Annotated in this window: 23 protein-coding genes and 1 other annotated feature; of the genes, 21 read left to right on the top strand and 2 right to left on the bottom strand. The window is 41.5% G+C overall.

Features of this window, described 5'->3' with window-relative positions:
- The first annotated feature begins 149 nt into the window (after positions 1-149).
- The 18 genes from FBF83_RS13730 to pheA all read left to right on the top strand — a co-directional run bounded on the left by FBF83_RS13730 (position 150) and on the right by pheA (position 14,535).
- Entirely contained in the window at positions 150-1,154 is a 1,005-nt protein-coding gene (locus FBF83_RS13730) for a hypothetical protein (protein WP_136947697.1), read from the top strand.
- 264 nt (positions 1,155-1,418) lie between these two features.
- Entirely contained in the window at positions 1,419-1,997 is a 579-nt protein-coding gene (locus FBF83_RS13725) for a Maf family protein (RefSeq protein WP_136947696.1), read from the top strand.
- Positions 1,998-2,049: 52 nt separating this feature from the next.
- Positions 2,050-2,721, top strand: a complete 672-nt coding sequence (gene radC / locus FBF83_RS13720; RefSeq protein WP_136947819.1) for a RadC family protein — start codon at positions 2,050-2,052, stop codon at positions 2,719-2,721.
- 102 nt (positions 2,722-2,823) lie between these two features.
- Positions 2,824-3,861: a rod shape-determining protein gene (locus FBF83_RS13715; RefSeq protein ID WP_048312584.1), complete on the top strand. Its 1,038-nt coding sequence runs from the start codon at positions 2,824-2,826 to the stop codon at positions 3,859-3,861.
- 16 nt (positions 3,862-3,877) lie between these two features.
- Positions 3,878-4,756 (top strand): rod shape-determining protein MreC, encoded by an 879-nt coding sequence (gene mreC / locus FBF83_RS13710; protein ID WP_136947695.1) that lies wholly within the window; start codon positions 3,878-3,880, stop codon positions 4,754-4,756.
- On the top strand, positions 4,753-5,298 hold the full coding sequence (mreD, locus tag FBF83_RS13705; RefSeq protein WP_136947694.1) for a rod shape-determining protein MreD: 546 nt from the start codon (positions 4,753-4,755) through the stop codon (positions 5,296-5,298). Before mreC ends, mreD begins: the two co-directional genes overlap by 4 nt.
- A gap of 41 nt (positions 5,299-5,339) precedes the next feature.
- Complete coding sequence (gene minC / locus FBF83_RS13700; protein WP_136947693.1) at positions 5,340-6,017, top strand: septum site-determining protein MinC; 678 nt, start codon at positions 5,340-5,342, stop codon at positions 6,015-6,017.
- 19 nt (positions 6,018-6,036) lie between these two features.
- Positions 6,037-6,837, top strand: coding sequence for a septum site-determining protein MinD (gene minD / locus FBF83_RS13695; RefSeq protein WP_136947692.1), 801 nt, complete (start codon positions 6,037-6,039; stop codon positions 6,835-6,837).
- A gap of 363 nt (positions 6,838-7,200) precedes the next feature.
- Positions 7,201-7,944 carry a M23 family metallopeptidase gene (locus FBF83_RS13690; RefSeq protein WP_136947691.1) on the top strand — a complete coding sequence of 248 codons (744 nt, stop codon included), beginning with the start codon at positions 7,201-7,203 and terminating at the stop codon, positions 7,942-7,944.
- A gap of 77 nt (positions 7,945-8,021) precedes the next feature.
- Positions 8,022-8,768: a M50 family metallopeptidase gene (locus FBF83_RS13685; RefSeq protein ID WP_240688099.1), complete on the top strand. Its 747-nt coding sequence runs from the start codon at positions 8,022-8,024 to the stop codon at positions 8,766-8,768.
- Positions 8,769-8,800: 32 nt separating this feature from the next.
- Positions 8,801-9,949 carry a ribonuclease E/G gene (locus FBF83_RS13680; RefSeq protein ID WP_136947689.1) on the top strand — a complete coding sequence of 383 codons (1,149 nt, stop codon included), beginning with the start codon at positions 8,801-8,803 and terminating at the stop codon, positions 9,947-9,949.
- Between the two features lie 88 nt (positions 9,950-10,037).
- Positions 10,038-10,112 (top strand) — a sequence feature (ribosomal protein L21 leader region).
- Between the two features lie 12 nt (positions 10,113-10,124).
- Entirely contained in the window at positions 10,125-10,433 is a 309-nt protein-coding gene (rplU, locus tag FBF83_RS13675; protein ID WP_048312605.1) for a 50S ribosomal protein L21, read from the top strand.
- A gap of 11 nt (positions 10,434-10,444) precedes the next feature.
- The gene (locus FBF83_RS13670; RefSeq protein ID WP_098444404.1) at positions 10,445-10,777 is read left to right on the top strand and encodes a ribosomal-processing cysteine protease Prp; all 333 of its coding nucleotides are present in this window, start codon (positions 10,445-10,447) and stop codon (positions 10,775-10,777) included.
- Positions 10,778-10,790: 13 nt separating this feature from the next.
- Positions 10,791-11,081 (top strand): 50S ribosomal protein L27, encoded by a 291-nt coding sequence (gene rpmA, locus FBF83_RS13665; RefSeq protein WP_048312611.1) that lies wholly within the window; start codon positions 10,791-10,793, stop codon positions 11,079-11,081.
- A gap of 181 nt (positions 11,082-11,262) precedes the next feature.
- On the top strand, positions 11,263-11,796 hold the full coding sequence (locus FBF83_RS13660) for a Spo0B C-terminal domain-containing protein (RefSeq protein WP_136947688.1): 534 nt from the start codon (positions 11,263-11,265) through the stop codon (positions 11,794-11,796).
- Between the two features lie 9 nt (positions 11,797-11,805).
- Complete coding sequence (gene obgE / locus FBF83_RS13655) at positions 11,806-13,089, top strand: GTPase ObgE (protein WP_136947687.1); 1,284 nt, start codon at positions 11,806-11,808, stop codon at positions 13,087-13,089.
- Positions 13,090-13,209: 120 nt separating this feature from the next.
- A complete protein-coding gene (locus tag FBF83_RS13650) occupies positions 13,210-13,659 on the top strand; it encodes an ACT domain-containing protein (RefSeq protein WP_136947686.1) in 450 nt (149 codons plus the stop codon).
- Positions 13,660-13,668: 9 nt separating this feature from the next.
- The gene (pheA, locus tag FBF83_RS13645; protein WP_136947685.1) at positions 13,669-14,535 is read left to right on the top strand and encodes a prephenate dehydratase; all 867 of its coding nucleotides are present in this window, start codon (positions 13,669-13,671) and stop codon (positions 14,533-14,535) included.
- A gap of 73 nt (positions 14,536-14,608) precedes the next feature.
- Here pheA and FBF83_RS13640 read toward each other — a convergent pair whose 3' ends face one another.
- A complete protein-coding gene (locus FBF83_RS13640) occupies positions 14,609-15,154 on the bottom strand; it encodes a transcription repressor NadR (RefSeq protein ID WP_136947684.1) in 546 nt (181 codons plus the stop codon).
- A gap of 39 nt (positions 15,155-15,193) precedes the next feature.
- Entirely contained in the window at positions 15,194-16,324 is a 1,131-nt protein-coding gene (locus FBF83_RS13635) for an IscS subfamily cysteine desulfurase (RefSeq protein WP_136947683.1), read from the bottom strand.
- Between the two features lie 122 nt (positions 16,325-16,446).
- On the opposite strand from FBF83_RS13635, the gene nadB reads away from it, so the two are divergent.
- The 3 genes from nadB to nadA are packed head-to-tail and all read left to right on the top strand — an operon-like array spanning position 16,447 to position 19,875.
- Positions 16,447-17,979, top strand: coding sequence for an L-aspartate oxidase (gene nadB, locus FBF83_RS13630; RefSeq protein WP_240688098.1), 1,533 nt, complete (start codon positions 16,447-16,449; stop codon positions 17,977-17,979).
- Positions 17,933-18,775 carry a carboxylating nicotinate-nucleotide diphosphorylase gene (gene nadC / locus FBF83_RS13625; RefSeq protein ID WP_136947682.1) on the top strand — a complete coding sequence of 281 codons (843 nt, stop codon included), beginning with the start codon at positions 17,933-17,935 and terminating at the stop codon, positions 18,773-18,775. The genes nadB and nadC overlap by 47 nt, the downstream gene beginning before the upstream one ends.
- The gene (gene nadA / locus FBF83_RS13620; protein WP_136947681.1) at positions 18,772-19,875 is read left to right on the top strand and encodes a quinolinate synthase NadA; all 1,104 of its coding nucleotides are present in this window, start codon (positions 18,772-18,774) and stop codon (positions 19,873-19,875) included. The genes nadC and nadA overlap by 4 nt, the downstream gene beginning before the upstream one ends.
- Positions 19,876-20,028: the final 153 nt, after the last annotated feature.

The following is a 20,028-nucleotide window of genomic DNA, read 5'->3' as shown; positions in this document are numbered from 1 at the left end:
TATAGTCTATGAGAGAAGCTTCTATTATAGAGGCTTCTTTTTTGTGATTAGCTGTTAATAGAAGAAAGCCTCAAATCTAGTAGTTTCTGTTCTAGCATTTCCCCTCATTTCATAGACTATAGTACAAGCCGGTATCAAGGAGGATGGTTATGGACAGGGAGAAACGAACAATTTCAATTCGTTTAAATGGGGAGGACGTGAATAAGCCTTCCGAAACACATAAAGAGGAAAGTGCTGCAGCAGAAGAAAAAGAATTTGAGTGGATTTTACCCGAACGGCGTGACGCTAAGAAAATAGTAGAGATTCGAAAGCGTCATATTCAAAAGAGACCTCGTCCATTATATGAACCTACTACAAAACGATCAAAGCTTCCAGTCGGACGAAAGAAGAAATCTTCTTTGATGAAGGGTAAACCGGTGATTACGATACAGAAAAAGGTGGTAGCTTCTGCAGCTTTTGCTATTGTTATTGGCGTATTGTTTGGACTGAGTTTGTTAATGGTTTTCTCAGGAAACAATGTGGCATTACCTGCTAGTAGTGAACAGAAATCAATACCAGCTTCAACGACAGGAGCTGATTTATCACTTGATCTTCATGTCGTTCAATCTGGAGCTTACGAAACAGAAGATGCAGCAAAGGAATTTCAACTGAAATTTAAAGAGCAAGGCTTTCCTGCTACTATATTTAAAGGTGAGAAGTACTATTTACTGATTGGCGTTTCTTCTTCTGTTGAAGGACAGGACGCGCTTGGAAGCTACTTTGAAAGTAAAGGGCAGGATGTTTATAAAAAGGTTTGGACAATCGATGGTAAAGGAACTCAAGCAGATCCTGTAGTGGCTCAGCATATTCAGGAAGGAAGAGATCTTCTTGAGGAACTTACCACAATTGACTTAGCTGCACTATCCGATAAAAAGGTTACAGACAAAGAAATTGAAAAAATAGCAGAAACCATTGAGAGTTGGAACGATAAGGGAACAAAGATGAGTGAATGGGAGAAAATTGATGGACAAAAATTCGCAGAAGATTTGAACGGAGCTATGAAGGAAATTCAATCGTATTCTTCTGAGGAAAAAGTTCCTTCTCTTTGGATCGCGCAGCAGCATCTACTAGATGGAATGTCATCTTATCAAGACATGGTGGAAAGTGTGAAATAGTCAGATATTTGCGGTGCGAATCATTTAACGGTAGGATAAGGAAGGAGGATCTACCCTCCTTAACTATCGTGATGAAACGAATAGAAATAGGAAATTTCAGTTTATCGTTAACAAATTTATTCTGTATGCACATACATGATCAAAACATGACGAAAAATGTAAAGGAACGTCAGAAAAATAAATTGTGGAAAGAAAAGGGATTTGATAAGCTGTTATCAAGCCCTTTTCCCACTTGTGAATCATTTACAAAAAAAGGGTGGTATTATGAAGCGCCTCGTGTTAGCCTCTGGATCTCCACGAAGAAAAGAACTTCTAGAGCAAATGAACCTCCATTTTGACATTATCGTAAGTGGCTTTGAAGAACATCTCTCTTTATCTGTTTCTCCTTCTGAACTTGTGGAACAGCTTGCCTTTGGTAAAGCAAATGATGTACTTGCGAACGTATCAGATGCTATTGTGATTGGGGCTGATACTGTCGTTACACTTGATCACAATGTACTTGGAAAGCCAGAGAGCCGAGAGCATGCGAGGCAGATGCTTAGAGCACTTTCTGGTCGTACGCACATTGTTTATTCAGGTGTGTCCATTCTTTCACATAACAAGAAAGTTGAATTTCATGAAGCAACTGAGGTTACTTTTTGGGAGTTAACTGATGAAGAAATTGAGACCTATCTCGATACAGGAGAGTCTTTTGACAAAGCGGGAGGTTATGGCATACAGGGTTTCGGTGCCGCCTTTGTGAAACGTATTCATGGTGATTATTACAGTGTGGTAGGGCTTCCGATTGCAAGAACGCTAAGAGAACTTAAGGCGTTCGGCATAGTTCCGGAGATTCAGCATTAGTCAGGCATGAAGATGAATCCAGGGAGGAAGCGTGTTGCTGAAAACACCTTTAATGATTCGTGATTATCCTGAAGAAGAACGCCCGAGAGAGCGCCTTGTGAAGGACGGTCCTGAAACGTTATCCAATCAAGAGTTATTGGCTATTATTCTCAGGACAGGAACAAAGCAGGAGTCTGTCCTTCAGCTTTCTTATCGCATTATCCAGTACTTTGAAGGGCTTCGACTTCTAAAAGATGCAAGTATTGAAGAGTTAACTTCTCTAAATGGGGTTGGGACTGCGAAAGCCGTACAGCTAATCGCAGCAATGGAGCTCGGGAGAAGAGTTAGCCGCCTTCAATTAGAAGAACGCTATACGATTCGTTCACCAGAAGATGGTGCGAACTATGTGATGGAAGATATGCGTTTTCTCTCACAGGAACACTTTGTTTGCTTATACTTAAATACGAAGAATCAGGTGTTACATCGTCAGACCGTCTTTGTCGGTAGTTTAAATGCGTCGATTGTACACCCACGTGAAGTTTTTCGAGAAGCGTTTAGGCGCTCGGCTGCTTCATTGATTTGTTTTCACAATCATCCAAGTGGTGATCCTACACCAAGTAGAGAAGATATTGAAGTCACAAAACGCCTTGCGGAATGTGGGAAGATGCTTGGAATAGATATGCTTGATCACATTATTATTGGAGATCAAAAGTTTGTTAGTTTAAAAGAAAAGGGTTACGTTTAAAACGGACACGGGATAGCACGTTTTCCCACTACCGTTTTCAATACTGATGCAGTATAATCATACTTATGAGTTTTGGTTGAATTGAAGGGAGATTTAACATAAATGTTTGGTGGATTTTCAAGAGATATGGGAATAGATTTAGGTACAGCTAATACGCTGGCATATGTAAAAGGTAAAGGCGTCGTTGTAAGGGAGCCTTCAGTTGTTGCGCTTCGTACAGATACGGGTTCAATTGAGGCAGTAGGTAATGACGCGAAGAATATGATCGGTCGTACACCAGGAAACATTGTTGCGCTTCGTCCAATGAAAGACGGAGTCATTGCTGATTTCGAAACGACAGCTACAATGCTGAAGTACTTCATCCAGCAAGCACAGAAAAACCGTTCAGTCTTTGCGCGAAAGCCAAATGTAATGGTCTGTGTTCCTTCTGGAATTACGGCTGTTGAGAAAAGAGCAGTAGAAGATGCTACGCGTCAGGCAGGCGCGCGTGAACCTTATACGATTGAAGAGCCATTTGCAGCTGCGATTGGTGCTGATTTACCAGTTTGGGAGCCTACTGGTAGTATGGTTGTAGATATTGGTGGAGGTACGACAGAAGTTGCGATTATTTCTCTAGGTGGTATTGTAACGAGCGAATCGATTCGTATTGCTGGAGATGAAATGGATGAGTCCATTATTCAATACGTGAAGAAGACGTACAACTTGATGATCGGTGAACGTACAGCTGAGCAACTTAAGCTTGAAATTGGTTCAGCAGGAACAACAGAAGGTATTGAAGCGATGGACATTCGTGGACGCGACCTCGTAACTGGACTTCCGAAGACAATCAGTGTGTCTGCTGATGAAGTATCTGGTGCTCTTCGTGACACAGTGAATAGTATTATTGAAGCTGTTAAAGTAACCCTTGAGAAAACTCCTCCAGAACTAGCTGCAGATATTATGGACCGTGGGATTGTACTAACTGGAGGCGGCGCTCTACTTCGAAACCTTGATCAGGTGATTAGTGATGAAACGAAAATGCCTGTCATTGTAGCTGAAAATCCGCTTGAGTGCGTTGCTATTGGCACAGGGCGTGCGCTAGAAAATATTCATCTGTTTAAATCTAGAGCTGGTATTACCTCCCGCTCAAAACAGAAGTAGTTAGAAGGTGTAAGGCATGCCACAATTTTTCTCGAATAAACGACTAGTTGTCCTACTTGTTAGTATAATTGTTCTCGTAGCACTCATTGGAACCTCGATGAAAGAGCGTAACGCTCTTACGATGCCGGAGCAATTTTTCAAGGATTCAGTTGGCTGGATTCAGTCAATCTTTTATAAACCCGCTCATTCAGTAGCGGGTTTATTTGAGAGTATTGGTGATATGAAGGACATGTACGAGGAGAATGAGCTCCTAAAGTCCAGACTCAATGAATTTGTTGCCTTATCTGAAGAATTGAAAACCGTTAAGAAAGAAAATCAAGAATTAAAAAGCGAGCTTAATATTGAACCGTCTACAGGCTTATCTAATTACCAGACGTTCCATGCCAATATGATTGCTCGTTCTCCAGACAGATGGAATGATTTGCTCACCATTGATAAAGGGAAGCAAGATGGCGTACAAGTGAACATGGCAGTTGCTACTCCAAACGGTCTTATTGGTAAAGTGAAAAATGTTCAACCGTTCTCTTCTACTGTTCAGCTTGTTAGTGATGTTGACAGAACAAACCGAATTGCTGCAATGACACAGGAAGATAAGAATGTTTTTGGTACAATTGAAGGATATGATACTGAGAAAGAAGTTCTCTTATTTTCAAAAATCCCTGTAGATATTAAGGTGAAAAAGGGTCAGACGGTAATTACTGCAGGAAATGGCGGGATATTCCCACGCGGGGTCGTCATTGGTGAAATAGTTGATGTGGAAACAGATAATGTAGGTACAACACAAACGGCGCATGTTAAACCTGCCGCTGACTTGTATGACATTAATAACGTTATGGTCATTGATCGCGGAGCACAGAACGTAGTACCTGATGATGGAGAAGGTGAAGAGGAATGAGGCGCTTTCTTCTAATTGGTACTCTTTTCGTTCTTTTTTTAATCGAGGGAACTGTCTTCCAAGTGTTTGCACCTGAGCACTACGGATTTGGTTTTCAGCTGATTCCACGTTTTGTCACGGTAATTGTTGTTATGATTGGCATGTTTATGAGTCCAGCATATGGCGTTATTTATGGGATTGGTTTTGGACTATTACATGATTTGATTTATACAGACCTTGTCGGTGTGTATATGTTCGGAATCTCGGTTGCAGCCTACATAATCGGTTATTTATCGAAGGTTTTTCAACTTAATTGGTTTACAGTGCTCGTACTTGGACTTCTCGGTGTCTCGTTGGTTGAATTCTATGTATATGAACTTTTTTCACTAATTAACGTAACGGATGTTTCATTTCATGCCTTCTTCTATGACCGTTATCTTCCTTCGTTAATTCTTAATGGTGTCTTTCTACTTGTTATTTATTATCCTGTGAAGCAGTTATTGGAAGGATTATCTGAAAGCCGTAGACAAGAAAATCAGGCCAAAAGAAGGAGTTTCCTTTAGCAGCGTTGAATTATTCTATGTTGAGGTGAATGAAATTGTCTATGGCACAAAAGCAAACGCAGCAGTTTGTCACGATTAAAGGGACGAAAGATGGCTTGAATCTGATTTTAGACGATTCCTGCGCTTTTCGTGATGTTATAAATGAATTAGATGAAAAGCTTTCCGCTCGTCATATCCAGCAAACGGAAGGAAATGTGATCACCGTTACATTGAAACTAGGATATCGTTATTTAACTAGTGATCAAGAAGAAACCCTTCGATCAATGATACAATCAAAGCAGAACCTTGAAGTAGATCGTATTGATTCAAATGTGATTTCACGCGAAGAAGCAGAAGAAGAGCGCAAACGAACTACTGTTACATCCGTAACAAGAACGGTTCGTTCAGGACAGGTTCTTGAAGTGGAGGGTGACCTTCTTTTAATTGGAGATGTGAATCCTGGTGGTACTGTGAAAGCAGCGGGTAATATCTTCATTATGGGATCACTTCGCGGGGTTGCACATGCTGGCGCAAATGGGGACATCAACGCTGTCATTACAGCAGCTGTTATGAAACCTTCACAGCTCAAGGTTGCTGATCTAATCAGTAGACCGCCTGATCAAGCAGGTACTGCAGTTCATGAAGCAGAATGTGCATTCGTCAGAGAAGGTTATTCAGAAATTAGCGTAGATCGTATTCAAGTACTAACTAAAGTTAGACCGAATTTGACAAGGTTGTAGACAGAAAGGGGAATGTTGTGTGGGAGACGCTATCGTAATTACTTCCGGAAAAGGTGGTGTGGGTAAAACCACAACGACAGCAAACATCGGAACAGCTCTTGCACTATCGGGGAAGAAAGTATGTCTGGTGGATACGGATATTGGACTACGAAACCTCGATGTTGTCATGGGACTCGAGAATCGCATCATCTATGACCTCGTCGATGTAGCGGAGGAAAGGTGCCGCCTTCATCAGGCTTTAATTAAAGATAAACGCTTTGAAGCTCTCTATATGCTTCCGGCAGCACAGACGAAGGATAAGTCGGCTGTTCAGCCAGAACAGATGAAGAGAATTATTGATGAATTAAAGCAGGATTATGATTACGTATTAATTGATTGTCCTGCAGGAATTGAACAAGGATTTAAAAATGCAATTGCAGGTGCAGATAAATCGGTTGTGGTTACAACACCTGAAACATCAGCAGTGCGAGATGCAGACCGTATCATTGGTCTTCTTGAGAAAGAAGAAAATATCGAAGCACCAAAGCTTGTCGTCAATCGAATACGAAATCATATGATGGAAAGCGGAGAAATGCTAGACGTTGATGAGATTGTTTCGATCCTTGCTATTGATTTGCTTGGTATCGTAGGAGATGACGATACAGTTATTCGAGCATCAAATAAAGGAGAGCCAATTGCTCTTGATCCAAGCTCTAAAGCCTCCCTTGCTTACCGGAATATTGCACGTAGAATTCTAGGTGAGTCTGTTCCTCTTCTTTCTCTTCAAGAAGAACGAGGCATGTTAACTAAGATGAAAAAGTTTTTTGGAATGCGTTCATAATCTCGGCCAACTGGCCGGGATTTTTTTGTTTATAGCTTTCTTTTTGAATGACTGTTCTCGTTCTTAAAGGCTCTTTTCTAAAAGATTGTTGCTTTTGAAAGAAGTTTTGTATAAAGAACTCCACTTAGCTAATTGGAGCGGAAGGATGCTCGACTCCTGCGGGACAGGTGAGCCCCCCAGGCGCAATGTTTTAGTGCGCCGAGGAGGCTCAAGCGGCCCGCCCCGCGGAAAACGAGCATCCTGGAGCGGAAATCCCTCTCACTCTTATAGCAACAATGTTTACGAAAACAGCATTCTTAAAAGACATAACTCTTCCGGACAAGTCATAAACTGAATACTACTTATAGGAAGGATGGGTGAGCAATGGGGAACGATCTGGATGAGATTCGAAAAAGGCTGAATTCTAGGAAAAAACAGCGCCAGCCTGTACGCTCTGTTGTGCGCAATGATCGAATGAATGACAAAGTTTCATCCTCCTCGTTTCAAGATACGGAGGTAAAAATTCATCCGCTATTTAACAAGCAAAGTTTTATGATTCGTTCGATGATTGCTGCGTGTTTGTTCCTTAGCGCTGGGATTCTATTTAAAGCAGACAGTGAGCGAGTTGCACCAATCCAAGGGTACGTATCAGATTTAATGGTGCAAGATTTTCAGTTCGCAACAGTAAAAGAATGGTATGAAGGGAAATTTGGGAATCCAGTAGCGCTCTTTCCTACTGCTCCAGAATCAGAAACTGCTGGAGAAAAGCCTGTATATGCCCTACCCGCTAGTGGGAAGGTTCTTGAGGATTTTGAGACGACAGGTAAGGGGATCATGGTAGAGACGGTTCTAAGCTCAGAGGTAGAAGCGATTAATGCTGGAGTCGTAACTTATGCAGGTAATAAAGACGGGACTGGTCAAACAGTTGTCGTTCAGCATACCGATGGAAGCGAATCGTGGTATGGCATGTTGGATTCGATCGATGTATCGCTTTATGACTTTGTTCAAACGAAGGACAAACTTGGAAGTGTAACGAATTCTGAAGACGGGGAAACAGGAACTTTCTATTTTGCCATAAAGAAGAACGAAGCCTTTATAGACCCTCTTCAAGTCGTACCGATTGAATAATGCTTCGTCTCATAACAATCCATCCATTGTTCTGGATGACAATAGGACTCTCTCTTCTAACTGGTAGATTCAGAGAGATGTTACTGCTGTTCGCAGTTGTACTTATCCATGAAATGGGCCATGCAACAGCAGCTCGTTATTTCGGGTGGCGAGTTAATGAAATCATTCTGCTGCCTTTTGGTGGTGTTGCAGTTGTTGATGAACACGGCAATCGTCCATTAAAAGAAGAGTTGGTTGTTATTCTAGCAGGACCATTCCAACATATCTGGATGATGGGAGTAGGTACACTTTTTCACTATATGGGGCTATGGCATGAGATGTATGAACTTTTTATGCTCCATAACATGATGGTTCTTCTATTTAATTTATTACCAATATGGCCTCTTGATGGAGGTAAGCTCCTTTTTCTCTTATATACCTCAATTTATCCTTTTAAAGCTGCTCATCGTACAATGATTCGTTCTTCACTGTTTTTTCTTCTACTTCTTATCATATTGACAGCTAGTGCCTTTCCCCTTCATCTAAATTTATGGATGGTTATTATCTTTCTGTGTGTTGCGCATTTCAAAGAGTGGAGACATCATCAGTATATTTATCTCAGGTTTTTGCTTGAACGATATTCCAAGAAGTATAATGGACCGAATCAGGTTCTTTCTGTTATGCCAGATATGAAATTAAATGATGTTTTAGCTACTTTTTCGAGGGGCAAACAATATCAAATTTTTATACAGAATCTGAATGTCGAAACAAATGAACACGTATTGCTTGAAGCGTACTTTAAGAAAAATCAAATCGGATGTGCAGTAGGCTCGTTATTTCGGTAGAATAGAGAAAAACGGGCAAAAGGAGAACGGTTATGCAGTTAATTGTCCTTGAAAAGAAAGAATGGCTTGCAGTCGCGATTGAAATAGATAATGAAATTACGGATATTTGGGTTGAGCCAATAAATGATAATAAACCAGCGCAAGGTGATGTGATCCTTGGAAAAGTTTCTAACGTTTTGGACGGTAAGAGTGCTGCATTCATTTCCCTTGGACGTGGAAAGCCTGGATTACTTAATGGAAGTGAATTAGCGCAAGCTCAATATCGTAAGACAGCCGGAGGAGTGCAACCGGCTGTTTCTGAATGTCTTGAGGAAGGACAGGCTATCCTTGTTCAGGTAAAGTATCCGAGTGTTGACCGAAAAGGACCAATTGTAACAGAACTCGTAACGTTTACGGGAGAGACGCTTGTTTACATGCCTTATGCTGGTTATTCAGCGGTTTCAAAACAGCTTCATCTGAAACGGGAAGAGCTACTAGCCTTTGCCAATACGCATTGTATTGAACAAGAAGGTCTTATTTTTAGGACAAGCGCAGGCTACGTGGATGAAGAGCAATTGTATACTGAGCTTCAACATCATCGAAAAGAATGGCAATGTCTTGTGGAGAAAGCGTCTACCAAACGAGCTCCATTCACAATCAAGAAAGCAAAAGGTTTAAGTGAACAAGTTAGCAAGGTCTTTCCTTTGCAGCGTGTCACAGGTATTGTTTCCAATTCCGCTTCTTCTATTGAAGAATTCCTGCCTTATCTAAAAAGTAATGTGCAAGTATCCATAGCTCCACATCAACAGAAGAAAGTAAGCAAACTTGAAGAGACAATAGCAAGTATGGAGAAAACCATTAAGATCGGGAAAGCGAACCTACATATTGAAGAAACAAATGCTGTAACTGCTATTGATGTGGATACAGGCGGAGCAAAATACGGAACGAAGAGTCAAACACACTATGAAGTGAATGTCTTAGCTATTGAAGAAATCACAAGGCAGTTAAGACTGCGAAACATTAGTGGCCTAATTGTCGTAGACTTTCTTCGAGTGGATGAACAAGACCAACGTAAGCTACTTAGTTTACTCAAGAGCAAGGAAAAAGAAGATCCTCGTCTAAAAGTAGGGGGCTTTACTAAGCTCGGTCTTTTTGAAATGCAGCGGAAAAAGGCCGGACTACCGCTAAGTGCTCTGGTATAAAAACAGTGATAAGAAGTAATATATATTACATTGACACGATAATTTTAGCTGTGGTATGATTTAGTGGTTAGTTCGTTTGGAAGCACCCAAAGAGCTACAACCGCTCAAAAACAGGTTTTTAAGCTAGTCACTAGCACCTGCAATGGCGAGTCTTAGTATTAGAGGAGGTGCACGTATGTACGCAATTATTGAAACTGGTGGTAAACAAATCAAGGTTACTGAAGGTCAAGAAATCTACATCGAGCTTCTTAACACTGAAGCTGGTGAAACGGTTACTTTTGACCGTGTGCTAATGGTAGGTGGAGATGACATTAAAGTTGGTTCTCCAATGCTAGATGGCGCTACTGTAACTGGTAAAGTTGACAAGCACGGTAAAGGTAAGAAAATCACGGTTTACAAATATAAGCCTAAGAAAAACTACCGTCGTAAGCAAGGACACCGTCAACCTTACACTAAAGTAGTTATCGACAAAATTAACGCTTAAGGATAACAACGATGATACGTTTCAACTTGAAGCGCGATTCTGACAATCGCATTATTTCCTTTTCTCTATCTGGACACGCTGAGTCTGGCCCGTATGGGTATGACTTAGTATGCGCAGGTGTTTCTGCCGTGTCGATTGGGACTGTGAACGCGATTGAATCCCTTTGCGATGTACATCTAATAGTTGACATGGAGGATGAAGGTGGCTATCTCAGCTGTACCGTTCCAGCTCGTCTGGATCAGCGTACGGATGAGAATATCCAGCTTCTCCTTCAAGGAATGGAAGTTTCCATTTCAGCAATTGCCGAAGAATATGGCAAGCATATCCAAATTACTCACACATAGGAGGTGGGACAATATGTTGAAAATGAATCTACAGTTTTTCGCATCGAAAAAGGGTGTAGGTAGTACAAAAAACGGCCGTGATTCAATCTCCAAGCGTCTTGGCGCGAAGAGCGCAGACGGCGAGTTCGTATCCGGCGGTTCGATTCTTTTCCGTCAACGCGGAACTAAGATCTACCCTGGAGCAAACGTTGGCCGCGGTGGAGACGACACTCTATATGCAAAAATCGATGGCGTCGTTAAATTCGAGCGTCTTGGACGTGACCGTAAACAAGTAAGTGTATATCCAGTTGCCAAAGAAGCATAAGCAGCTTAAGAAAAACTCTAACCGAACGGTTAGAGTTTTTTGATATAATGGATTTTATTGAATAAACAAATGACGATGCACAAATAATTCGCATAAGATTGTTTTCTTTTAGGGGAAGTAACATACGGAATATATATATTGTTATAATGAAGGAAATGGTTAAAGCATTGGGAGTGCAATTATGTCTAAAAAGTGGAATACCTTTGACGTTCTGCGCCATTCTCGTCATGATTGGTTAAATCGTTTGCAGTTGATCAAAGGCAACCTTGCACTGGATCACGTAGACAGGGCAAAGGAAATTATTGAAGAAATTATTATTCAGTCGAGACAGGAAGCAAAATTATCGAATTTAAATGCTCCGAAACTTGCAGAATATATATTAACGTTTAACTGGTGTAACCATTTATTTCAGTTGGATTTTGAAGTGATCGGGGACGAGTATGATATTTCCACTTATGAAGCTGATTTAGTTGAGTTGCTAACGCAATGTACAAAAGTGCTTGATTCAATGGTAGAAATACCTTCAGATCATCACTTACTATTGACGCTTCAGTTGTACCATGAAGAAATTCATCTTGTTTTTGATTTTCAAGGTGAAGTTTCCGATCAAAACAAGCTCAAGCTGGCGTTCGAAAATCCTGATGTGAAAAGCGCTAAATTGATTGAATTAGAGCAAAATAATCAGGAGCTAGTTAGCACGTTTTTGATTAAATGAGGTGAAAGAATGTTTGTAGATCAGGTCAAAGTATTTGTAAAAGCAGGCGATGGCGGTAATGGTATGGTTGCATTCCGTCGTGAGAAGTATGTACCGGATGGTGGCCCAGCAGGTGGAGACGGAGGAAAAGGCGCAAGCGTCATTTTCGAAGTAGAAGAAGGTCTTCGTACGCTGATGGACTTCCGTTACAATCGTCATTTCAAAGCCAAAACGGGTGAGCATGGTCGCTCGAAGAATCAGCATGGTCGTAATGCAGAGGATATGGTTGTTAAGGTTCCACCTGGTACAATTGTTTCCAATGCAGAATCTGGAGAAGTGATTGCTGACTTAACTGAGCATGGTCAGAGAGCTACTGTAGCACGCGGTGGTCGCGGTGGTCGAGGAAACTCTCGTTTTGCATCACCATCAAACCCCGCTCCGGAGCTTTCTGAGAATGGAGAGCCAGGAGAAGAGAAAGATGTTACGCTCGAACTTAAAGTTCTTGCTGACGTTGGCCTAGTTGGATTCCCTAGTGTAGGTAAATCAACGCTTCTTTCTGTTGTATCTGCAGCTAAGCCCAAGATCGCAGCGTATCACTTTACAACAATTGCACCCAATTTAGGTGTGGTTGACACGAAAGATAATCGTAGCTTCGTGATGGCGGATCTTCCAGGACTAATTGAAGGCGCACACGAGGGTGTGGGACTTGGACATCAGTTCCTTCGCCATATCGAGCGTACACGTGTTATCGTACACGTTATTGATATGTCTGGGATGGAAGGGCGTGACCCTTACGAGGACTATCTAAAAATCAATGATGAGTTAAAGCAGTATAAAATGCGTCTGATGGAGCGTCCACAGATTATTGTTGCAAATAAAATGGACCTTCCAGATTCAGAGGAGAACCTTGAAATCTTTAGAGAAAAACTCGAAGATGATTTCCCGATTTATCCGATATCTGCTGTAACACGACAAGGTGTACAGGAAGTCTTGTTTGAAATTGCAGACAAGCTTGAAACAACGCCTGAATTCCCTCTTGATGAAGATAAAGAAGAGGAAACACGTGTGATGTATCGTCATGAAAAAGGTGCACCAGAATTCTTTGTGACGCGTGACAGTGATGGAACATTTGTTGTCAATGGACCTCGAATTGAAAAGCTATTCAAGATGACAGACTTTAACCGAGAAGACAACGTCAAAAGATTCGCGCAACAAATGCGTAGCTTAGGAATTGATGATGCGCTAAGAGAGCGTGGAGCTGAAGATGGAGACGCGGTTCGGATTCTGGAGTTCGAATTTGAGTTCGTAGACTGATGAACGGAGAAGACTGTCCTTAAGAAAGGGCGGTCTTTTTTGTCATTACATACAGTGAAGGACGAAATCCATCCTAAATTAAATGGCCATTAGCTGGCCACGATAGAGGTGAGGGGAAGAATGAGCAATGAAGACAAGAATTTCTATCTCGTTCGCGAAGATGTATTATCTGACTCAATGTTGAAAACCCTTGAGGCTAAGCTACTGCTTGAGAGTGGAACGGTTGAGTCGGTCCGAGAAGCGATTGATCAGGTTGGGGTCAGTCGAAGTGCATTTTACAAATACCGTGATACCATTCTGCCGTTCCATACAATGATTATTGAACAGATTGTAACACTCTCAGTTCATCTAGAAGATCGTTCTGGAGCACTTTCGAGGGTGCTTAGCACGGTGGCTTCTCTCGGTTGCAACTTACTCACAATCAACCAGACGATTCCCCTCCAGGGCTATGCGACGGTTATTTTAACAATGGAAATTGGCGAATCAAACCTTAAACTAAGCAGTTTACTTGAGAAAATAAAAGAAATTGAAGCAGTGAACAATGCTGAAATTATCGGATCGGGAGCATAGGGGGAGAAGATGGATACTCACAAAAAGATAGGATTTCTAGGACCTGAAGGAACATTCACAGAAATTGCTACAAAGACGCTTTTTCAAGAGGAGGAGCGAATCCCTTTTCCAACAATTCGCGCTTGCCTGGAAGCTGTAGAAAATGGGAAAGTTGATTATGGTGTAGTTCCACTAGAGAATACCATTGAAGGCTCGGTTAACATGACGCTTGATCTTCTCTCCCACCAAGTATCGCTTCCGATCGTTGGAGAGCTTGTTTTGCCAATTCGACAGCACCTATTAATTCATCCCGAACAGAGTGACTGGAGACGAGTGAAACGTGTACTGTCACATCCTCATGCCATTGCACAATGTCACGTATTTCTTCAGAAGGAGCTATCGAAAGCTGAACTTAGCAATGCTGCGTCGACAAGTGCAGCTGCTGAATATGTTCAAAATGATGGGAATATAGAGCAAGCTGCGATAGGCAATGAGCTTGCAGCTGAGAAATACGGATTAACGATTGCAAAGTCTAACATTCACGATACGGAAGATAACGATACGCGCTTTCTCGTTCTACATAGAACACCACAAGCTCTTCCGCGTACACCGTTATTTAGAGAAGACCGTGTCACGTACAAAATTATCCTTCCATCAGACTATCCAGGTGCTCTTCATCAAGTATTAGCGGCATTTGCTTGGCGAAACCTTAACTTAACGAAAATTGAGTCAAGGCCGATGAAGACTGGTCTTGGGAATTATTTCTTTATTATTGATGTTGAAAGGCCGAACAGTGACGTTCTTCTGAAAGGCGTTATGGAGGAAATACAAGCCCTTGGAATTGGTATTTCTGTGCTTGGTGAGTATCCGTGTTTTGTTGTTAATGGACAGGCTTAGCAATAATTGCAGTTAGCTATAGTTTGGTAGTAGACATAAGTAAGAACGGCGGATGATTCCGCCGTTCTTTTTTCTAGTCTTGTTCTAAAAGAAACCCTTGTTCTTTTAATGCTCGACAAACGGCATCAAGCTGTGATTGGGAGCTCGCTTCAATGGTGTGCAGATGTACACCTGATGTGAGCTCGGAGAGGAGCGATGCATTTGTTACAGAAAGCTTTGCAAGAAATTGATCAGCTTCAAGGCGATTACTTACGAAAAGGGAAGCAGTAAGGTCTCCGTAGAGGGGATGCTCAACTGTAACACCTTTAACAGTTCCGCCGTTATCTACGATTGTATAAAGTTCATTTTTGGTGTCATCTGGTGAGTGCTGACAGGCGATAACCTGTTCTAATCGTGATTCTTTTCTCTCTGCATCAAATATAATATACCCCTGTGAGGTAGCAATAATCGGTTCATTTCTTGCTTTTAATAATGAAATATCCTGGACAATAACCTGTCGACTTACGTTTGTTCGCTTGGATAAATCACTTCCGGTTAATGGTTTATCGCTCTCTTTTAACCATTGTAAGATGAGTAGCCTCCTGTTTTCTCCAAGGATTTTTGCTCCTTCTTGTCCCATTCTACAGAACCCCTTTCCTTTGCCACATGTGTATTCCTATTATATCTTTGTTGCGGAACAGCGTGTAAGGATTTCTTGAAAAACGTCCGCAGTTTTTTTAAGATCCTCCTCAGTCGTTTCTCTTCCAAAACTAATTCTAATCAGCTCACGTGCTTCATCCTCATTGCGTCCCATAGAGAGAAGCGTCTTCGATGGTTTTTGTTGCCCAACTGAGCAGGCAGAGCCAGTAGATACCGCAATACCCTTTCGATTGAATTCAAGCATAGCATATTGTCCTTCGAGTCCTTTAATACGAAGACCGATAATATTGGCTAATCCCGGCTGCTCCTGGCCTTCGATTACAATATTCGGATGAACGATTCTATTGAGGAGGTAGGATCGTAAGTTTTGTAGCCTTTTTTGTTCAGGTTCCATTCGTTCGAATGTTTCTTCTACAGCTGCGGTGAAAGAGCAAATGCCTGGGACGTTAACTGTTCCAGGTCTAAATCCTTTCTCGTGGACAGTTCCAGGGATTAAGGGATTCCATGGAACGGAGGGATTGATGTAACAGGCACCGACTCCTTTTGGCCCATGAAGCTTGTGAGAGGAAATAGATAGTGCAGATATGTTCAATTTTTGCACATCTATAGGCATTTTCCCAAAAGTTTGAACGGCATCAGTATGAAAAAGGATGTTGCGTCTGTAAAGTTCTCTCCCAATCTCTTCAATAGGCTGAGTTGTTCCGGTTTCACTGTTTCCGCTTGCAATAGAAACGAGAATGGTATCTTCTGAGATGACTTCTAACAACTGCTCAACTTCAATTTTGCCTTCATGATTGTATGTAAGGTAGCTTACTCGATACCCTTCTTCTTCTAGTTTTGCAAAAGTGTGAAGAACAGATGAGTGCTCTCCTTGTGTAGTAATGAGATGTCCTCTTGGATAACGTTTGATGAGGCTTGTAAGTGTTAGAATATTTGCCTCCGTACCACCAGAAGTGAAGTATACACCTGATGGATCTCCATTTAAATGTGTTGAAATAGTAGTGCGTGCTAATTCAAGGAGCTGAGAGGCGTTGGTACCTGAATCATGTGAACTTTGTGTGTTGCCGAAGTATTCTTTAGCTGCTTTTGTATAAGTCAAAATCGCTCGATCTGACATAGGGGTAGAAGCCGCATAGTCTAAATAAATCATTTTGATCTCCTCATTAATTTTCAGTCTTGTTATTTATTTAAATATATGTAAATATAGGTGTCAAGACACATGTTAAGTTAAGACTAGTTATTTTAATATCGTGAAGTGAGAGAAGGGATTTCGTGGATACTGAAGTACTTGTGATTGGAAGTGGTTTAGCAGGGCTGATGGCTGCAGATCTTCTTTCGACGGAAAAGAATGTGACTATTATCACAAAGTCTGAACTTGGTCAAAGCAATTCGCTCTTAGCTCAAGGTGGAATCGCAGCTGTTACAACAGCGGATGATAGCTGGACAAATCATTTCTTCGATACCATTCGCGCAGGGGTTTTTCATAATAATGAGGAACTAACTGAACTGCTCGTTCGACAGGGACCGAAACAAATACAACAGCTAACCCAGATGGGCGTTCAATTCGATGCAAATCCTAATGGTCAATATGAAAGAGGCATGGAAGGAGCTCATAGTGTATCGCGCATTCTTCATTCAGGTGGTGACGCGACTGGTAAGGAGTTAGTTAACACCTTAATTAGTCGTGTGAAAGAGCGCTGTACGATACTAGAGAATCATCTAGCGATTGATTTACTCATAATGGAAGAGGAATGTTATGGCGCACTCGTTATGAATGATATAGGTGAGACGGTTACGATTTCAGCGACTTATACGATTTTAGCTACTGGTGGAGCAGGTCAGCTCTACTCCGTTACGTCTAATGATATTTCCGTTACAGGTGATGGTATTGCGATCGCTTACCGGGCTGGAGCTATCTTGTCTGATCTTGAATTTATGCAGTTCCATCCAACAATGTTTGCGGGTGAGGGTTCACAACCTTTTCTTATTTCTGAGGCAGTACGAGGAGAAGGTGCCATTCTTCTAACACGTGACGGAAAACGTCTAATGGAAGGAATTCACGATCAGCTAGACCTTGCACCACGTGACGTTGTGGCGAGAACAATTGCCAAGCAAGAATCAGAAGTTTATCTCGACATCTCAATGATCAAACATTTCAATGAGCGATTTCCAACAATCGCTACGCTATGTGAACAGAACGAGGTACCGCTTGGGAGGATTCCAGTAAAAGCAGGTGCGCATTTTCTAATGGGCGGCGTCGCGACAGACCGCTATGGTAGAACATCAATTCCTGGGTTGTTTGCTCTTGGTGAAGTGGCAAATACAGGTGTACATGGTGCGAACAGACTGGCCAGTAACTCACTTTTAGAAGGAGTTGTGTTTGCAAATGAGTCTGCAAATTGGATTCTGCAAGGTGATCCGAAGTTTAAAACGTACTTCAAAATAGACAAGAAGTTGAATGTGTCCGAGAACAGGCTATTAATCAATCGTTTACGAGAAGTAATGGATGGTCTAGTCGGCATTAGTCGATCGAATGAGGGTTTGACAACAGCTATTCGGCAGCTTGAGTGGCATGGAAAGTTCGTAGAAGCGTGTACGAAAGAAGAAATAGTGCACCATAACATGTTACAAACGAGCTGGCTTATGGCGACTTCGGCATTGATGCGTACAGAAAGTAGAGGGGGGCATTATCGAGAGGATTACCCTTATCAAAAACAAAGTTTTAAGCAAAAACGGATAACCAGGAGGATAACACAGGATGATTGGGTTGAAACTCAAGAACGATCTCGAGCAATTTCTCATTGAAGATATTGGTAGTGCTGATTTGTCTAGTGAGTTATTATTTCATGCAGAAGACTACGGAGAAGCGGTTTTCATTGTGAAGGAAGATGGCGTTTTCTGTGGCAAAGAAGTAATTGAAGTAGGTTTCAATCTAATCGACAAAGATCTTCTTGTAGACGTTTATGTTGAGGATGGAGATGCCGTTCTTCAAGGAGATGTAATCTCAAAAGTAAAAGGTCGCGTTCGCGCTATTTTGACTGGGGAACGAGTGATTTTAAACATGATTCAGCGAATGAGTGGGATCTCAACAATGACTGCACAATCTGTTGAGATTCTAAACAGCTCTCAAACTAGAATTAGTGATACGAGGAAGACCACTCCTGGTCTTCGTATGTATGAGAAGTATGCTGTACGTTGCGGTGGTGGATATAATCATCGTATCACTCTTGATGGGGGCGTCATGTTAAAAGACAATCATATTGCTCAATTTGGAAGTATTGAACGAGCGGTTGAACACGTCAGAAAACGTATAGGACATATGACAAAAGTTGAAGTGGAAACGAATTCCGAGATGGAAGTAAGGGAAGCGGTAAGAGCTTGTGCAGATATTATCATGTTTGATAATTGCACACCATTAGAAGCAGCTAGCTATCGTAGTTTAGTGCCTGACAACATCATTACAGAAGTATCTGGAGGTATTTCACTTCAGAATTTGGCTTCTTTCGCTGAAACAGGAGTGGATTACATTTCACTTGGTTGTTTAACCCATTCTGTTAAAAGTCTTGATATAAGTGTACGGATGAAGGGAGTAGGAGAATGAGTATTTTAGATGCCTTAACTGTTACAAATGGTTTACCTGCTCATTATAAAAATTTAAATGAAGAGGAAATGGTTAAAAGAATTACTGCAATTAAAAACGAAATGGGAGACAGGTTGTATCTTCCTGCTCATCACTATCAAAAAGACGAAGTTGTACAATTTGCTGATGATACCGGTGATTCTCTCCAGCTCGCACAATTAGCTGCGCTAAATAAACAAGCAGAGGTTATTGTGTTTTGCGGTGTACATTTTATGGCTGAAACAGCAGATATTCTGACGGAAGACGATCAGGTCGTTATTTTACCAGATATGCGAGCAGGCTGTTCAATGGCTGATATGGCAAATATTCATCAAACAGAACGTGCATGGAATGAACTCATTAGCTTCTTTGGTGATACGATTCTTCCCCTTACTTATGTCAATTCAACAGCAGCGATTAAGGCATTTGTAGGTAAGTACGGAGGAGCTACGGTCACCTCCTCAAATGCAATGGAGCTAGTAGAATGGGCATTTACAAATAAAGAGCGTATTCTCTTTTTACCCGATCAACACTTGGGGCGAAATACGGCGTACGAACTTGGTGTTCCACTTCAAGCCATGGCGATTTGGAATCCCATTACTGATACCCTTGAATATGAAGGGAATTATGATGACGTAAAAGTCATTCTATGGAAGGGACATTGCTCTGTACACGAAAAATTCACTTTGCAAAATATTGAGGATATACGAGATAAGTTTAATGATGTCAACGTCATTGTACATCCTGAATGTAGTTTTGAAGTGGTAGAAGCCTCTGATTATTCAGGATCAACAAAAATGATTATCGAAACCATTGAACAAGCGGAAAGTGGTTCGAAATGGGCAATAGGAACGGAAATGAATTTAGTGAACCGTATTATTCAGCAGCACCCTGATAAAACGATCGTTTCGTTAAATCCTAATATGTGCCCGTGTCTTACAATGAATCGAATTGATCTACCTCACTTATTATGGGCGCTTGAAGAGGTTTTTCATGGAAAACAAACAAATCGTATAGTGGTTGACCCTGAAACATCTTTATTTGCATCTAAAGCATTGGAGCGAATGCTACATAGAGTTTAACGAATTAAGAATCAGACAGGCTGTCTGATTCTTTTTTCTGTTTTATCGCAAGGACGGCATACATAGGTAGTGAATTTCCTGCATATTAATGTGATGATATTTGCCTTTAAAAAAGGTAGCAATCTGCCCAGTCACGCATACACTGTACTGAAT

Source organism: Guptibacillus hwajinpoensis (assembly GCF_005144865.1).
Lineage (GTDB): Bacteria > Bacillota > Bacilli > Bacillales > Guptibacillaceae > Guptibacillus > Guptibacillus hwajinpoensis_A.
The sequence above is the reverse complement of the archived record's forward strand: the minus strand, read 5'-3'. Positions and strand labels throughout refer to the sequence as shown.

Coding starts and splice junctions, on each gene's coding strand:
- nadA (WP_136947681.1), top strand. CDS start 18,772: ATGAGTATTTTAGATGCCTTAACTGTTACAAATGGTTTACCTGCTCAT.
- FBF83_RS13660 (WP_136947688.1), top strand. CDS start 11,263: ATGTCTAAAAAGTGGAATACCTTTGACGTTCTGCGCCATTCTCGTCAT.
- FBF83_RS13725 (WP_136947696.1), top strand. CDS start 1,419: ATGAAGCGCCTCGTGTTAGCCTCTGGATCTCCACGAAGAAAAGAACTT.
- FBF83_RS13730 (WP_136947697.1), top strand. CDS start 150: ATGGACAGGGAGAAACGAACAATTTCAATTCGTTTAAATGGGGAGGAC.
- FBF83_RS13690 (WP_136947691.1), top strand. CDS start 7,201: ATGGGGAACGATCTGGATGAGATTCGAAAAAGGCTGAATTCTAGGAAA.
- rplU (WP_048312605.1), top strand. CDS start 10,125: ATGTACGCAATTATTGAAACTGGTGGTAAACAAATCAAGGTTACTGAA.
- minC (WP_136947693.1), top strand. CDS start 5,340: ATGGCACAAAAGCAAACGCAGCAGTTTGTCACGATTAAAGGGACGAAA.
- FBF83_RS13680 (WP_136947689.1), top strand. CDS start 8,801: ATGCAGTTAATTGTCCTTGAAAAGAAAGAATGGCTTGCAGTCGCGATT.
- FBF83_RS13685 (WP_240688099.1), top strand. CDS start 8,022: ATGTTACTGCTGTTCGCAGTTGTACTTATCCATGAAATGGGCCATGCA.
- FBF83_RS13715 (WP_048312584.1), top strand. CDS start 2,824: ATGTTTGGTGGATTTTCAAGAGATATGGGAATAGATTTAGGTACAGCT.
- FBF83_RS13670 (WP_098444404.1), top strand. CDS start 10,445: ATGATACGTTTCAACTTGAAGCGCGATTCTGACAATCGCATTATTTCC.
- pheA (WP_136947685.1), top strand. CDS start 13,669: ATGGATACTCACAAAAAGATAGGATTTCTAGGACCTGAAGGAACATTC.
- radC (WP_136947819.1), top strand. CDS start 2,050: ATGATTCGTGATTATCCTGAAGAAGAACGCCCGAGAGAGCGCCTTGTG.
- FBF83_RS13635 (WP_136947683.1), bottom strand. CDS start 16,324: ATGATTTATTTAGACTATGCGGCTTCTACCCCTATGTCAGATCGAGCG.
- mreC (WP_136947695.1), top strand. CDS start 3,878: ATGCCACAATTTTTCTCGAATAAACGACTAGTTGTCCTACTTGTTAGT.
- rpmA (WP_048312611.1), top strand. CDS start 10,791: ATGTTGAAAATGAATCTACAGTTTTTCGCATCGAAAAAGGGTGTAGGT.
- FBF83_RS13650 (WP_136947686.1), top strand. CDS start 13,210: ATGAGCAATGAAGACAAGAATTTCTATCTCGTTCGCGAAGATGTATTA.
- FBF83_RS13640 (WP_136947684.1), bottom strand. CDS start 15,154: ATGGGACAAGAAGGAGCAAAAATCCTTGGAGAAAACAGGAGGCTACTC.
- obgE (WP_136947687.1), top strand. CDS start 11,806: ATGTTTGTAGATCAGGTCAAAGTATTTGTAAAAGCAGGCGATGGCGGT.
- mreD (WP_136947694.1), top strand. CDS start 4,753: ATGAGGCGCTTTCTTCTAATTGGTACTCTTTTCGTTCTTTTTTTAATC.
- nadC (WP_136947682.1), top strand. CDS start 17,933: ATGATTGGGTTGAAACTCAAGAACGATCTCGAGCAATTTCTCATTGAA.